The organism is Pseudactinotalea terrae, from assembly GCF_009733845.1.
In the GTDB taxonomy this organism is placed as follows: Bacteria; Actinomycetota; Actinomycetes; order Actinomycetales; family Beutenbergiaceae; genus Pseudactinotalea; species Pseudactinotalea terrae.
On the sequence record NZ_WNXZ01000010.1, the window covers coordinates 22,758 to 36,398 of the forward strand.

At 71.0% G+C, this 13,641-nt stretch carries 10 protein-coding genes and 1 pseudogene; 6 read left to right on the forward strand and 5 right to left on the reverse strand.

Annotated features, from left to right (window positions below; translation table 11 throughout):
- Window positions 1-245: 245 nt before the first annotated feature.
- The 4 genes from GPA03_RS21460 to GPA03_RS21475 all read left to right on the forward strand — a co-directional run bounded on the left by GPA03_RS21460 (window position 246) and on the right by GPA03_RS21475 (window position 4,196).
- Window positions 246-1,208 carry a ParA family protein gene (locus GPA03_RS21460; protein ID WP_156254110.1) on the forward strand — a complete coding sequence of 321 codons (963 nt, stop codon included), beginning with the start codon at window positions 246-248 and terminating at the stop codon, window positions 1,206-1,208.
- Window positions 1,205-2,299 (forward strand): ParB/RepB/Spo0J family partition protein, encoded by a 1,095-nt coding sequence (locus tag GPA03_RS21465; RefSeq protein WP_156254111.1) that lies wholly within the window; start codon window positions 1,205-1,207, stop codon window positions 2,297-2,299. The genes GPA03_RS21460 and GPA03_RS21465 overlap by 4 nt, the downstream gene beginning before the upstream one ends.
- Before the next feature lie 121 nt (window positions 2,300-2,420).
- The gene (locus tag GPA03_RS21470) at window positions 2,421-2,732 is read left to right on the forward strand and encodes a hypothetical protein (RefSeq protein WP_156254112.1); all 312 of its coding nucleotides are present in this window, start codon (window positions 2,421-2,423) and stop codon (window positions 2,730-2,732) included.
- A gap of 141 nt (window positions 2,733-2,873) precedes the next feature.
- Window positions 2,874-4,196, forward strand: coding sequence for an ABC transporter substrate-binding protein (locus GPA03_RS21475; protein ID WP_162458465.1), 1,323 nt, complete (start codon window positions 2,874-2,876; stop codon window positions 4,194-4,196).
- Window positions 4,197-4,231: 35 nt separating this feature from the next.
- Here GPA03_RS21475 and GPA03_RS21480 read toward each other — a convergent pair whose 3' ends face one another.
- The 4 genes and pseudogenes from GPA03_RS21480 to trxB all read right to left on the reverse strand — a co-directional run bounded on the left by GPA03_RS21480 (window position 4,232) and on the right by trxB (window position 7,964).
- On the reverse strand, window positions 4,232-5,182 hold the full coding sequence (locus GPA03_RS21480; RefSeq protein WP_156254114.1) for a D-alanine--D-alanine ligase family protein: 951 nt from the start codon (window positions 5,180-5,182) through the stop codon (window positions 4,232-4,234).
- A 142-nt stretch (window positions 5,183-5,324) separates the two neighbouring features.
- Window positions 5,325-6,554 carry an aminotransferase-like domain-containing protein gene (locus tag GPA03_RS21485; protein ID WP_156254174.1) on the reverse strand — a complete coding sequence of 410 codons (1,230 nt, stop codon included), beginning with the start codon at window positions 6,552-6,554 and terminating at the stop codon, window positions 5,325-5,327.
- A gap of 117 nt (window positions 6,555-6,671) precedes the next feature.
- Window positions 6,672-6,998 (reverse strand): thioredoxin, encoded by a 327-nt coding sequence (trxA, locus tag GPA03_RS21490; protein WP_156254115.1) that lies wholly within the window; start codon window positions 6,996-6,998, stop codon window positions 6,672-6,674.
- A gap of 16 nt (window positions 6,999-7,014) precedes the next feature.
- Window positions 7,015-7,964 (reverse strand): annotated as a pseudogene (trxB, locus tag GPA03_RS21495) (thioredoxin-disulfide reductase).
- A 280-nt stretch (window positions 7,965-8,244) separates the two neighbouring features.
- Here trxB and GPA03_RS21500 point away from each other — a divergent pair.
- Both GPA03_RS21500 and GPA03_RS21505 read left to right on the forward strand, forming a co-directional pair.
- The gene (locus tag GPA03_RS21500; protein ID WP_156254116.1) at window positions 8,245-8,847 is read left to right on the forward strand and encodes a TetR/AcrR family transcriptional regulator; all 603 of its coding nucleotides are present in this window, start codon (window positions 8,245-8,247) and stop codon (window positions 8,845-8,847) included.
- Between the two features lie 64 nt (window positions 8,848-8,911).
- Entirely contained in the window at window positions 8,912-9,319 is a 408-nt protein-coding gene (locus tag GPA03_RS21505) for a hypothetical protein (RefSeq protein WP_156254117.1), read from the forward strand.
- Window positions 9,320-9,435: 116 nt separating this feature from the next.
- Here the strand turns inward: GPA03_RS21505 and murJ are convergent, their stop codons facing one another.
- On the reverse strand, window positions 9,436-13,635 hold the full coding sequence (gene murJ / locus GPA03_RS21510; protein ID WP_156254118.1) for a murein biosynthesis integral membrane protein MurJ: 4,200 nt from the start codon (window positions 13,633-13,635) through the stop codon (window positions 9,436-9,438).
- Between the last annotated feature and the right edge of the window lie 6 nt (window positions 13,636-13,641).

Here is a 13,641-nt window from a genome sequence, read left to right on the forward strand (position 1 = left end):
ACCGAGTCGATCACACGTGGGCTCGGAGCATCGGCGGTGAGCACCCGATCCCACACGGGTCTCACTGATCAACGCAGGCCTCTGACCAGCAGGTTTGCTGCGGCCCTTGACGCCGGGCGGCCGAACCGAACGTTTGTACGATGCTATCGAGCTACGCGAGCTGCCGAGCAGGGCTCGGGTCGAGCGGCCGCACGTCGCATGCCGGCCGTAGGCTGTGGTGACCCTCCGCTCGACCCCAGGAACCGATGCAATCCGACATCCCGATCGACGCCAACCGTCAGGCCCGGCTCGATGTGATCCCGCAGGTCGACAGCGACACGCCGCTGCTCGCCGAGCTCGCCGAGGAAGCGCGCCGTCGCGTCGCCCTCCATGGCCAGGTCTACGACCGTCCGGCCCAGACGCGGGTGTTCACGGTGGCCAACCAGAAGGGCGGCGTGGGCAAGACGACGACGACCGTCAACCTGGCCGCAGCGCTCGCCGCCGCGGGCCTGCACGTCCTGGTCATCGACAACGACCCGCAGGGCAACGCCTCCACCGCACTGGGGACCGAGCACCGGGCCGGTACGCCGTCGACCTACGACGTGCTGATCAACGAGTCCCCGATCCATGAGGTCGTGGTGCAGTCGAGCGCGTTCCCCAACCTCTGGGTGGTGCCCGCCACCATCGACCTGTCGGGTGCCGAGATCGAGCTCGTCTCGCTCGTGGCGCGGGAGAACCGGCTCCGGAACGCCCTCGCCGAGTATCTGCGGCACCGCACGCGTGAAGGTCAGCCGCGTATCGACTACGTGTTCATCGACTGCCCGCCCAGTCTCGGTCTGCTCACCGTCAACGCGTTCGTGGCCGCACGCGAGGTGCTGATCCCGATCCAGACCGAGTACTACGCGCTCGAGGGCCTGGGTCAGCTGCTCAACAGCATCGAGCTGATCCGCGCGCACCTCAACCCGGCGCTCCACGTCTCGACGATCCTGCTGACGATGTACGACGCTCGCACCAACCTCGCCCGCGAGGTCGCGGCCGAGGTGCGCGAGCACTTCCCCGACCAGACGCTCAACACCACCGTCCCGCGTTCGGTGCGCATCTCCGAGGCTCCGGGTCACGGACAGACCGTGCTGACGTACGACCCCGGCTCCTCCGGGTCGCTCACGTATCGCGAGGCCGCACGCGAGCTCACCCAGCGGTCACCCCTCGACGAAGGAGCACCACGATGAACGAGCGGCGCAGCGCTCTGGGGCGAGGACTGGGTGCGCTCATCCCCAGCGGCCCCACCGCAGGCGAGCGCGGCAACGGCCGCCCCGTCGACGTCTTCTTCCCCGACACCCGCAACCCCTACGCCGAGGAGGTCTCGCCCGAGGAGGCGAGCCCCGCCGTCGAGCAGGAGCCCGACGGCGACCACGTACCGAGCGAGGAGAGCGCAGAAACGGGGGTGGCGCCGGAGCTGGTGCCCGTGCCCGGGGCAACCTTCGCCGAGCTGCCGATCGGCTCGATCGTGCCCAACGCGGTCCAGCCGCGCACCGTCTTCGACGAGGACAAGCTCGCCGAGCTCGCCGACTCGATCCGCACGGTCGGCGTGCTGCAGCCGATCGTGGTGCGGCCGCAGGGCACCGACGACGCAGGTCAACCCACCTACGAGCTGATCATGGGGGAGCGGCGCTGGCGCGCGTCGCAGGTCGCGGGTCGCGACACCATCCCGGCGATCGTGCGGGCCACCGAGCAGGACGACATGCTCCGGGACGCGCTCCTGGAGAACCTCCACCGCAGCGAGCTGAACCCCTTGGAGGAGGCCGCCGCGTACACCCAGCTGCTGGAGGACTTCGGCTGCACGCAGGAGGAGCTAGCCACCCGCATCGCCCGCTCCCGCCCGCAGATCTCCAACACGCTGCGACTGCTGAAGCTGCCGCCGCTGGTGCAGCGCCGCGTGGCCGCCGGCGTGCTCTCCGCCGGGCACGCGCGGGCGCTGCTCGGGCTTCCCGACGGCGCGGCCATGGAACGGCTCGCGCAACGGATCGTCGCCGAGGGACTCAGCGTCCGCAACACCGAGGAGATCGTGGCGCTCGGCGAGACCGGTGAGGACGAGCAGCCCACGCGCCGGAGCCCGGCACGCCCCGGCGGCAACCGCGGCGCCCTCGAGGACCTGGCCGCCCGGCTCTCGGACCGGCTCGACACCAAGGTCAAGGTCAACCTCGGCCAGCGCAAGGGCAGCGTGAGCATCGAGTTCGCGAACGTCGCCGACCTCAACCGCATCCTTGACGCGCTGGTCCCCGACGACCCGGGCGTGCTGCGTTCCGCGAGCGGGGACTGACCGACTCGCCGCTGCCCCGCCGCAGCCGGTCCCGTCGCCGTCGGTGCACGTTCCCACAGGCTGTCCACAGGCTGTGGATCCCGACGACGGGGCCGGCAGTCGGTTCATTAGCGTCGTCGACATGGACAACGACCCGATCGCTCAAGGCACCTACGTCATCCTGGGGCTGGTCTCGTTCCTGGCCCCGGCGATCGCCGGCTTCGCCATGATCTCGAGCGGGAACGGCATGCGGCGCAGGGCGCAGGCCTCCTATCTGCGGTGGCTGGCCGACCATGGGTACGGCCCGCCGCCGCCTGGCCCGACGGCGCTGGCCAACTACCCGGCCGAGGTCGCGTTGGCGGGTCGCGGGTTGCGGACATGGGGCGGGGTCCTGCTCGGGATCGCAGGACTGATGTTCCTGGCCAGGGCGGCCGCTGTGGCAGGCGGGGTCTGATCCCGGTCGGCGCCCGCGCGCCCGAGCGTCCGCCCACCCGGTACCACCCGTCGCCGTCGTCATCCTGATAGCATGATGAATGCACACCCAGTAGTGCATAGGCATTCATCGATCCTTCGCCCTGCTCAACGAGGAGACCTCATGACCTGGACGCGCCGACAGACCCTCCTCGGACTGATGGGCAGCGCCGGCATCGCCGTGGCCGCCGGCTGCTCTCGCGGCGGCGGGTCCACCAGCAGCAGCACCACCGGCACCACCGGTACCGGTGGTGGTGGGCAGCACAACCTGCGCTTCTCCTGGTGGGGCAACGAGCTGCGTGACCGGCTGACGAACGAGGTCGTGGACCTGTACGTCGAGCAGAACCCTGGGGTGTCGATCGAGGCGACGCCGTCGGAGTTCGGCGCGTACTGGGACCGGCTCGCGACGCAGACGGCCGGCGGTGACATGCCGGATGTGATCCAGATGGCCGACGGCTTCATGGCGGAGTACGGCAGCCGCGGGTCCCTGCTCGACCTCGAGCCCTACGTCGACACCTCGAAGTTCGCTCCCGGCACCGTGGACGTGGGCCGCCTGGACGGCACGCTGGTCGGCATCAACCTGGGCATCAACACGCCGACGATCATGTGCAACACCGGCGTGCTCGAGGCCGCCGGCATCGAGTTGCCCGATGACACGACCTGGACCTGGGACGACTACCTCGCCATCTCGGCGGAGATCAGCGCTGCCACCCCCGAAGGTACCTACGGTTCGGCCAGTCCCGGCACCGAGGGTCCGTTGCGCGCGTGGGTGCGGCAGAACGGCGGGGAGCTGTTCCTGGAGTCGGGCGAGCTCGGTACGACCGTCGACGTCCTGCGTGGCTACTTCGAGCTGCTCGCGGAGTTCAAGGACAGCGGTGCGATCCCGCCCGGCTCGGTCATCGTGGAGGAGTCGGCCAAGCCCCTGGAGCAGACCGCCGTCGTCCTCGGTGCCTCGGCCTTCCAGGTGGTCTGGACCAACCAGTTCAACGTCGTGAGCAGCTCCTCCGAGGACGACATCGTCATGCTGCGGATGCCGAGCGTCACTGGGAACGAGGCCGATCTGCACGCCTGGTACCACCCGTCCCAGCTGTGGAGCGCGTCGGCCCGGACGGCCGATCCCGAGGCGGCGGGCGCCTTCATCGACTGGCTCGTCAACAGCGTCGAGGTGGGTGCGATCCTGCTCGACGAACGCGGTCGCCCCTGCAACACCGAGGTGCTCGCCCAGATCGAGGAATCCCTCTCACCCGAGGGCAAGGAGATCTCGCAGTTCCTCAGCGACCTCGAGCCGGGTCTGGGGGAGCCGCAGCCTGTGCCGCCGCCGGGCGCCGGGCAGGTCCTCGGCGAGATCATGTCCCGTGCGCAGGATGACCTGTACTTCGGTGACATCGACGCCGCCGCTGCAGCGCAGCGCTTCTACGACGAGTCGATCGCGGTGCTGGGCGGCTGATCCCGGACCAGGACGCCGCAGCGGGGCAACGACGGTCAGCGGGCGGCGGCCTGCCTCACCAGGGCCGCGTAGAGCTCACCGTCCGCGTACCCCGCGGCCTGAGCAGCCTGCGGGAACAGCGAGGTCTCCGTCATGCCCGGGGCGACGTTGATGTCGAGGACCCAGGGGACGCCGTCGGCGTCGATGATCATGTCGGTGCGGGAGAGGTGACGCAGCCCGAGAACCTGGTGGGCGAGCACGGCGAGGTCGGCGGCCGCACGCTCCTGCGGTTCGCTGAGGCGGCCGGGCACGAAGTACTCGGAGCGGCCGGGGTTGTAGCGGGCGTCGAAGTCGTATGCCCCGTCGGTGACGATCTCGACGCTGGGCAGCGCCCGGGGACCGTCGCCGAGATCGACGACGGAGATCGCCACCTCGGTCCCGTCGATCCGCTGCTCGATGAGTGCTTCCTCGCCGTAGGCGAAGCAGCCCACCATCGCCTGCGGCAGCTCGGCGGCCTCCCGCACCACGGTTACCCCGAGTGCCGAGCCACCCGATGCCGGCTTGACCACCAGCGGGAGGCCGAGCACCTCGAGCACGCGGTCGAGCACGCCGCGGGTGCCGAGCTCGCGGAACAGGGTCTGCGGCAGCGTGGTGAACCGGGGGGTGTGGGCACCGGCCTGGTGCAGCAGCGTCTTCGCGACCGGCTTGCTCCACGACAGCCGCGACCCGGCCGCGTCAGTGCCGACATAGGGCACGCCGACCAGGTCGAGCACGTCGCGCACCGAGCCGTCCTCACCCGTGGACCCGTGCAGGATCGGCCAGACCACGTCGGGCCGGGCCTGCTGCAGGTATGCGAGGAGATCGCCGTCGACGTCGTGCACGTGCGCCGAGATGCCTGCCGAACGGAGCGACTCGGCCACGCGGCGGCCCGAACGGATCGAGACATCCCGCTCGTGGGAGAGGCCGCCGGCGAGGATCAGGACATCGAGATCGCTGTCAGCGCTCATGCCGATGCTCTCCGTTCGCGGGACGTCGAGTGCAACAAGCTCGTGGTCAGATGCCCAAGGTGCCGCGAATCGGCACGGATCGGGCCATCTGGCCACGAGTCCGTTGCACCGATGAGGTGGTCGCGATGGAGGCGGTCAGCGCTCATGCTTGGTTCGGCCCCGGGTTGATCGTTCCGGACACGTGCGTCTCGCCCGAGGTGCCGAACATCCGCACGAGATCGAGCTCGTCGTTGATGACGTGCGCGAGGCGGCGGACACCCTCCTCGATGCGCTCCGGCGTCGGATAGCAGTAGGACAGGCGGATGTGGCGATGGCCGGAGCCATCGGCGTAGAACGCGGTCCCTGGCACGTAGGCGACCAGCTCGGTGACCGCGCGCGGGAGCATCGCCTGCGCGTCCAGCCCCTCGGGCAGCGTGAGCCAGGTGTAGAAACCACCGGCCGGCACTGTCCAGCGAGCGTCCGGGAGGAACTCGGCGAGCGCGCCCAGCGTGGCGTCGCGGCGCTCGCGGTAGACCTCGCGGTACTGCTTGACCTGCCCGCGCCAGTCGCACGTCGCGAGGTAGCTCGCGATCGACATCTGGCTCATGTTCGACGGGCACAGGATCGCCGACTCGCTCGCGAGCACCAGCCGCTCACGCACGGCGTGCGGAGCCAGTGCCCACCCCACCCGGTACCCGGGTGCGAAGGTCTTGGAGAAGGAGCCCAGGTAGACGACGCCGTCGGGGTCGTAGGTCTGCAAGGCGGGTAGCACATCGCCGTCGAAGCCCAGCAGCCCGTACGGGTTGTCCTCGAGGATGAGCACGCCGTGACGGCGGGCGATCTCCACGATCTGGGGCCGACGCTCGAGAGAGAGGGTCGTGCCGCCCGGGTTGTGGAAGTTCGGGACCGTGTAGAGGAGCTTGACCCGGCGACCCTCGGACGCGAGCCGCGCCAAGGTGGCCTCGAGCTCGGAGGGCACGAGGCCGTCGTCGTCCATGGGGACGTGCACCACGTCCGCCTGGTAGGCGCGGAAGACGCCCAAGGCGCCCACGTAGCTCGGGGCCTCGGCGACGATCACGTCGCCCGGGTCGATGAAGATCCGGGTGACGAGATCGAGGGCCTGCTGGGAGCCCGTGGTCACCACGACGTCGTCGGGGTGGGCGGCGATCGCCTCCTCGGCCATGACCGTGGTGATCTGCTCGCGCAGCGTCACATCACCCTGGCCGGAGCCGTACTGGAGCGCGACGGCGCCCTGCTCGCGCAGGAGCCTGTCCGTCACCTCGGCGACCACGTCCATCGGCAATCCGGCCAGGAACGGCATGCCGCCGGCGAGCGAGACCACCTCGGGCCGATTGGCCACCGAGAACAGGGCTCGGATCTCCGAGGCCTTCATGCCGTGGGTGCGCTCGGCATAGCTGTGGAACCAGGGGTCGAGGCGCGTGCCGCGGCCAGGCGTGGGCGGCTGCGCGGGCGCTGGGCTCGGCGAGTTCACGGGACCAGTGTGCCCCGGTCAGCCGAGAAACTCGGCGATGTCCTCCAGGAAACGCTTCTTCGGCCGGGCGCCGACGAGGGACTTGGCGACCTCACCGTTGACGTACACGTTGATCGTGGGGATCGAGATGATGCCGTACTTCTGCATGGTCTCGGGGTTCTCGTCGGTGTTGAGCTTGAGGACCGTGATCTTGCCGGCGTTGGCGTTCGCGACCTCTTCGAGGATCGGCGCGAACTGCAGGCACGGCCCGCACCACGGCGCCCAGAAGTCGACGACGACAGGCCCCTCGGCCTGCAGCACGTCGGTCTCGAAGGTGTCGTCGGTGGTCGCGTTGAGAGTGCTCATGGGTCCTTCTCGAGTGTCAGACGGAGGCGGGGACGGCGGGTTGGGCGGCGTCGAGGGCGGCGAGGTAGCGTTCGGCGTCCAGGGCTGCGGCGCAGCCGGTGCCGGCGGCGGTGATGGCTTGCCGGTAGTGGTGGTCGACGACGTCGCCGCAGGCGAACACGCCGGCCAGGTTGGTCTGGGTGGTGGGGTGGGCCACGGTGACGTAGCCCTCGGGGCCGAGGTCCACCTGCCCGTGGAGGAGCTCGGTGCGGGGCAGGTGCCCGATCGCGACGAACAGGCCTTCGGCGGGCTGCTCCCGGGTCTGCCCGGTGACGGTGTCGCGCAGCGTGACCGACTCGACCTTGTTCTCACCGGTGATGCCGACGACCTCGGAGTTCCACGCAAAGCTGATCTTGGGGTCGGCCAGCGCCCGGTCGGCCATGATCTTGGAGGCACGCAGCTCCTCGCGGCGGTGCACGATCGTCACGGTCTTACCGAAGCGGGTCAAGAACAGGGCCTCCTCCATGGCGGAGTCACCACCACCGACCACCAGGATGTCCTTGTCCTTGAGGACACCCCCCGCCCCGAGAGCCGCTTCTCATCCGGCAGCCCGATCTCCTTGTACGCCGACCCGGTGGCCAGGATCACGGTACGGGCGCGGTAGGTCTCGTCGTCGGCCACGACGGTCTTGACCTGGCCGGTGAGCTCGACGCTCTCGACATCCTCGTACCGCACGTCCGCGCCGAACCGCTCGGCCTGCTCCTGCAGCTTGGCCATCAGGTCCGGGCCCATGATCCCCTCGGGGAACCCCGGGAAGTTCTCCACATCGGTCGTATTCATCAGCGCGCCGCCCGCGGTCACCGATCCCGCGAACACGATCGGGTTCAGACCCGCCCGCGCCGCATAGACCGCAGCGGTGTACCCCGCGGGCCCGGAGCCGATGATGATGACGTCGTGGACGGTGGTCGCCGGTACTGCCTCAGTCACTCCGCTGCCTTTCAGAAGTCTGCGCTGGTGCAACGCTACGCGCTGCTGCGATGTTCCCCGTGCGCGGCGACGTGCGCGGCGTAACGGTGGACCGTCCCGTCGTCGTCCAGCACCGAGGGCGAGCCACCCGAGCGGGTGAGTGCGCACTTCGGCGGTGAGAGCGCACTGCGCGAGGTACGCACTCGCCGCCAAGGTGCGCACTCAGCGGCGGCGGGCACGTCGACGGCGGAGGTCGCCTTCGATCTTTACAGTGGCAACTTACCGATGTATGGTTCCCGACATGAGCAGCTACCACCATGGCGACCTGCGGCGTGCCGTGCTCGACCGGGCGCTGGAGGTCGTGGCCGAGCAGGGACCGGCGGCGCTGAGCCTGCGCGCCATCGCCGCTGACCTCGGTGTCAGCCACACGGCGCCGCGCCACCACTTCGGCTCGAACACCGGCCTGCTCACCGCGATCGCGATCGAGGGGTTCGAGATCTTGCGGGAACGCCTCGCCCAGCTGCGCGACCAGCGGGCACCGTTCCTCGAGCTCGGGGTGGCGTACGTCGAGTTCGCTTCGGCCCACCCGGCGCACTTCGCGGTGATGTTCCAGCCCACGCTGCTGGACCCCACCGACGCCACCCTCGAGCAGGCTGCGGACGCCACCTTCGCCGAGCTTCGAGCCGGTGTCGAGGCCATCGCTCCCGGCAGCTCGACGCAGGACGCCGCCGCTGTGGTCACCGCGGCGTGGTCGCTGATGCACGGCCTCGCCACGCTCGAGCTCACCGGCAACCTCGAGCGTTCGCAGATCCGCCGACTGCTGGGTCTGACCGACATCGCAGACATCGCGCGCCGTGCGGGATCGCTGCTCGGCGCCTCCTCGCGCAGCGCACCGTCGTCATGAGCCCGACGGCGACCGTGGCCATGGCGGCGCTCCACACCACCCGCACGAACGGAAGGACGTCAGCGTGAACAGCGCCCAGACAATCTCCGCAGGCGTCGTCCTGCTCACCGTGATCGGGATCGCCTACGGCGGCAGCTTCATGCTCCGGGTGATCAACCGCACCGCGCCTGCCAACGACCTGCAGCGCACCTACTTCCGCGCCGGCCACGCCCACGCCGGGGTGCTGGTGATCCTCGGGCTGGTCGTCATGCTGCTGATAGCCGAGGCCGGCGTCACCGGGATCCTTGCCGGGCTCTCAACGGGCGTCCTGTGGGCGGCGATCCTCATGCCGGCGGGCTTCTTCCTCAGCGCGGTCGGCCGCGACCCCGAGCGGCCGAACCGGCTCCGCTACCTCATCTACACCGGTGGTCTGGTGCTGGTGGTGGGCCTCGGCTCCGCGGGCGTCGGGCTGATCGTGACAGGGCTCGCGTAGCACGCCGGTCCGCACGCTCGCCCTCTCGCCGGCCGGCCATCTGGGGTGATCTCGTTCCAGCCCGTGGCCCTGGCGCTCCCCACAGCGCTTTCCCGAGAGGGTGAGCCGGGCGCTGATCAGCCGAGGGTGATCTCGGCGAGCTCGATGCGGTTGCGGCCGTCGCTCGAGGCGACCGGGAGCTCGGGGAACCACAGGGAGATCGCCTCGGCCTCGACCGGCTCGGCGAACGTGTAGGTGACGTTCGACCCCATCGCCCCGGACGCGAGCACAGCACCCTGGTTGGGCGCGGCGGGGTCGCCCAGCCGGATCTCGACCATGCCACCCTCGCCGTTGACGTCGAGCGTCACGCTGGAGACGAGGGCAGCCTCGGCGAGGACGACGGTGTAACCCAGGCCGGGCTTCATCCCGTACGTCGGGCTGTTGTACCGGAGCGAGTTCCAGGTGGTGTCGGCGTTGCCGTCGTAGGCAAGGTAGGCGGACTCCTGGTTCTCCCCGCCCGTCACGGTCGGGTCGAACGTGACACCCTCGGCGATCGCGACCTGCGAGGCGACGGGCGGGCCCTCCGGGTCCTCCGTCACCGGCGCCTCGGTCGTCGGCGTCACGGAGGGCTCCGTGGCCGGCTCGGTGGGGCTGGGGTCGACGGCGCCCGGGCTCGGCCCAGGCGTGAAGGCCGTCGAGGCATCCTTGAGCGTCAGCACCGCCATCACCAGCGCGAAGATGACCAGCGCGATCATCACGCACAGCGCGATCGGCGCGGGGTTGAAGCGCGGGCGACCATCCTCGGACGTCTCGTCGGGAACTGGCCGGAACTCGTCGCGCACGTCGTCCACGAACGCGCCGGCACGCTCCGTCAGCGAACCCAGCCGCTCGCCCGCACCACCGATCAAACCGCGCGCGCCGTCGCCGACCCTGACCGAGACCTCGTTGATCCTGCGGTTGGTCCCACGCAGGGGCTTCGCGGTCCGCGCTGCGGCACCGAGCCCCACCACGGCACCCAGCCCCGACGTCTCGTCCGGGCGCTCCTCGGAGGCCGGCTCGGACTCTGGGCCGGCTCCGATCGGGGTGTCGTCCGCACCGGTGCGCAACGGCTCGTCCGGCAGGCGCTCGGGAGCGTCACCGCCCGGCGCATCCCAGCCGCGCGGCTGCCTGGTGAGCGTGGGCAGCCCGGCGATCGACACGATCGGCGCGCTCGGCTCGACCGGAGCAGGCTCGACGGCGGGAGGCGCGGTGGACACCGAGGTGTCCTCGGCCTCCTCCTCGTCAGGTGTCTCGGCCCAGGGGCCCTCGACGGCCCCGCCGGCCTCGGCCGCCACCGTGGTCTCGTCAGGGACCGGGATGGGCTCGGGCCCGCGGATGAGAGTGGCCTCGGGGTCGCCGGTCACGGTCGCCTCGGGCTCGCGGATCGCGGTCGCCTCGGGCTCGCGGACCACCGTGGCCTCGGGGTCGCGGATCGCGGTCGCCTCGGCGTCCAGCGGAAGCGCAGCCGAGGTCTCGGCCCGGGCGTATCCCGCTGCCGCGTGGTGCGGCCGCGTGTACGCCGGGATCGAGCCGGTGTCGGTGACGAGGTCGGAGAACGGTGTGGGCTCGGCGATCATCGGCAGCGGGTGCGGCGCCCAGCCCGAGGTGTCGATGGCCGAGATCCGCACGGGAGGTGCGGGAGCGGCGGCCGCGGGCTCGGCGCCGGCAGCCTCGACGGACGCAACCTCCGGCAACGCGACCCCGGGCCGCAAGACCGGCGGCAGCGCAGCAGGCGTGCTCTGGTCGATCTCACCCCAGGGCGCGAGATCGGCCACCAGCTCACCGGGGGTGAAGGGACCGTCCTCGTGCTCGCCCAGCGTCACCGCGCACAGGGTGTCGAGGTCGTTGGGGACCGCCTCGACGACGTCCCCTGCCGGGGCGGCACTCTCGCCGTGCATGGTGGCGGCGGGCAGGCCGTCGGCGTTCTCGGGCGCTCCCGCCCACGTGCCGGTGAGCGCGGCGTAGAGCAGGTGCACCAGGCCCACGGCGTCGCGGCGAGCAGCGTCGGCGCCGTCGCGGACCTCGATGCCCTGCCACGCGGCATCGGTACCGAGCCCCAGGAGCCGGACCTCGCCGTCGTACGTGCGCACCACGGAGGAGGGGCGCAGGGTGAGGTGGTGGACACCGCGGCGGCGCGCGGTCTCGAGCGCGGCGGCCGCCTCGCCCACGATCGCGCGCGCCTGTGACGGCGCGAGGGGGCCGGCGCGGAGCAGGTCGGCGAGCGTGATGCCCTCGACCGGGTCGGTCACGACGAAGCCCTGGCCACCCTCGATGCCGGCGCGCAGGATGCGGACCAGCCGGGGGTCGTCGATCAGCGCGGCGCGGCGGGCGGCGTCGACCGTGTGGTCTCGCTGCGGGCCCTCGAGCATGAGCAGGCGGACCGGTGCGTCGAGCGCGAGGTCGGTGCCGGACCACACCGCACCGGTGCCGGCGGGGCCGTCCACAGGGTGCTCGAGCTGGAACCGCTCGGCGAGCACCTCGCCCGGGCGCAGGGTCACCGAGTAGTCCGTGTTCACGTCCTGCTCATCCCTCCCCGTCGGGCCCCCGTACTGGGACATCGTAGACGGCGGCCCAGCGGAGCGGCCGCCCGGCAGGAGGCGGCGCACACGGTTGATCGGGCCGCGCACGCGTGCGAGCAGCGGCCCCAGCTCGCTGACGTGCAGCGCGCGGATGAGCAACAGGTACCCACCCAAGATCAGCGTGCCGAGCACCACCAACCGCAGCACCGCACCCCCGAGCGAGGTCTCGACCCCCCACAGGTGCAGCAGGCCCCAGGCGGCCAGCGTCGGCGGGATCACGGCCAGCAGGACCCGCAGGTGGGTACGGAACACCCGGCCGCCGTCGAGGCTCGGCAGGTACTTGCGGGTCGCGAGGTAGCCCACCAGGGCCCCGACCGAGTTCGAGATCGTGGTCGCCACGCCGGTGCCGACCACCCACCACCGCGGCTCGAGCAGCCACCAGCCGAGCACCGCCACCACGGCGAGGATGATCGCCATCGGCAGCTGGATCCTGAACAGGGTGCGGGTGTCCTCGTAGGCGTAGAACACGCGCTGGACCATCGTCCAGACGCCCATCGAGACCAGCCCGAACGCCATCGCCACGAGCACGGCGGCCACGGCGCGGTAGGCGCCGAAGTCCGCACGGTCGAGCAGCACCACCTGCACGAGCGGGATCGCGAGCACGGCGATCGCGGCCGTCGCCACCACCGTGAAGATGCCGAGGGTCCGGAGCCCGAAGGAGAGGTCGTCACGCACCTTCGCGCCGTCGCGCGCAGCGGCGTTCTGCGAGACCCGGGTGAACAGCGCGGTCACGAGCGACACCGTCACCAGCGACTGCGGCAGCATGAAGATGAGGAAGGCGTTGTCGTAGGCGAAGTTGCCGGCGATCGACTCGCCGCCCTCGACGGCGGCGGCGCTCGCAGCAGCCGCCACGTTGGAGACCGCCAGGTAACCGACCTGACCCACGGCGAGCGCCGCGAACGCCCAGGTCGCGACCTTGCTCGCCCTGCCCAGCCCGTGCCCACGCACGCCCCACACCGGCTTGAACCGGAACCCGCTGCGGTACAGCGGGATGATCAGCACCAGGGCCTGCGCGATCACGCCCAGCGTGGCCGTCCCGGCCAGCAGCGTGATCCGGTCAGCGGTCCACGCCGAGGCGGGGACACCGCCGTCGGGCAGGGATCCGAACATGACGAGGAACGCGACCAGCCCCGCGATCGCGACCACGTTGTTGATCACCGGCGCCCACATGTAGGGCCCGAAGATGCTGCGCGCGTTGAGGACCTGACCGAGCAGCGTGTACAGGCCGTAGAAGAACAGCTGCGGGATGCACCAGTACGCCAGCGCGACCGCGACCGCCTTCCACTCCGGCGGGAACGCACCCGCGTAGAGCGTGATCAGCAGCGTCGCTGCCGCGGTGAGCACGAGCGTGATGCCCGCGAGCACCGCGATCGCGAACGTGAGCAGCCGGTTGACGTGCTCCTGGCCGCCGTCCCTGCGGCGCATGGCCCGCACGACCTGCGGCACGAGGACCGCGTTGAGGATCCCGCCGGCGAGCAGCATCGAGATGATGTTGGGGAGCTTGTTGGCGACCGACCAGGCGTCGGCCATGCTGCCCGTGCCGCCGACGGCGAGCACGCCGACCACCGCCACGAGCAACGCGTTCCGCAGCAGCCCCAGCACGCGCGAGACCAGGGTCCCGCTGGCCATCACGGCCGCCGAGGACGCCAGACCGCGCGGCCCGCGCCTCGGCTGCGGCGGCGTGGGCTGCGAGGGCGTGCTCTCCAGCCGTGCGGTCATCGGTCG

What these genes read in the sequence shown, in the direction of transcription:
- GPA03_RS21485 (WP_156254174.1), bottom strand. Translation starts at nt 6,554, where the DNA reads ATGAAGGCCTCGGAGATCCGAGCCCTGTTCTCGGTGGCCAATCGGCCC.
- GPA03_RS21460 (WP_156254110.1), top strand. Translation starts at nt 246, where the DNA reads ATGCAATCCGACATCCCGATCGACGCCAACCGTCAGGCCCGGCTCGAT.
- GPA03_RS21470 (WP_156254112.1), top strand. Translation starts at nt 2,421, where the DNA reads ATGGACAACGACCCGATCGCTCAAGGCACCTACGTCATCCTGGGGCTG.
- GPA03_RS21500 (WP_156254116.1), top strand. Translation starts at nt 8,245, where the DNA reads ATGAGCAGCTACCACCATGGCGACCTGCGGCGTGCCGTGCTCGACCGG.
- GPA03_RS21465 (WP_156254111.1), top strand. Translation starts at nt 1,205, where the DNA reads ATGAACGAGCGGCGCAGCGCTCTGGGGCGAGGACTGGGTGCGCTCATC.
- trxA (WP_156254115.1), bottom strand. Translation starts at nt 6,998, where the DNA reads ATGAGCACTCTCAACGCGACCACCGACGACACCTTCGAGACCGACGTG.
- GPA03_RS21475 (WP_162458465.1), top strand. Translation starts at nt 2,874, where the DNA reads ATGACCTGGACGCGCCGACAGACCCTCCTCGGACTGATGGGCAGCGCC.
- GPA03_RS21480 (WP_156254114.1), bottom strand. Translation starts at nt 5,182, where the DNA reads ATGAGCGCTGACAGCGATCTCGATGTCCTGATCCTCGCCGGCGGCCTC.
- murJ (WP_156254118.1), bottom strand. Translation starts at nt 13,635, where the DNA reads ATGACCGCACGGCTGGAGAGCACGCCCTCGCAGCCCACGCCGCCGCAG.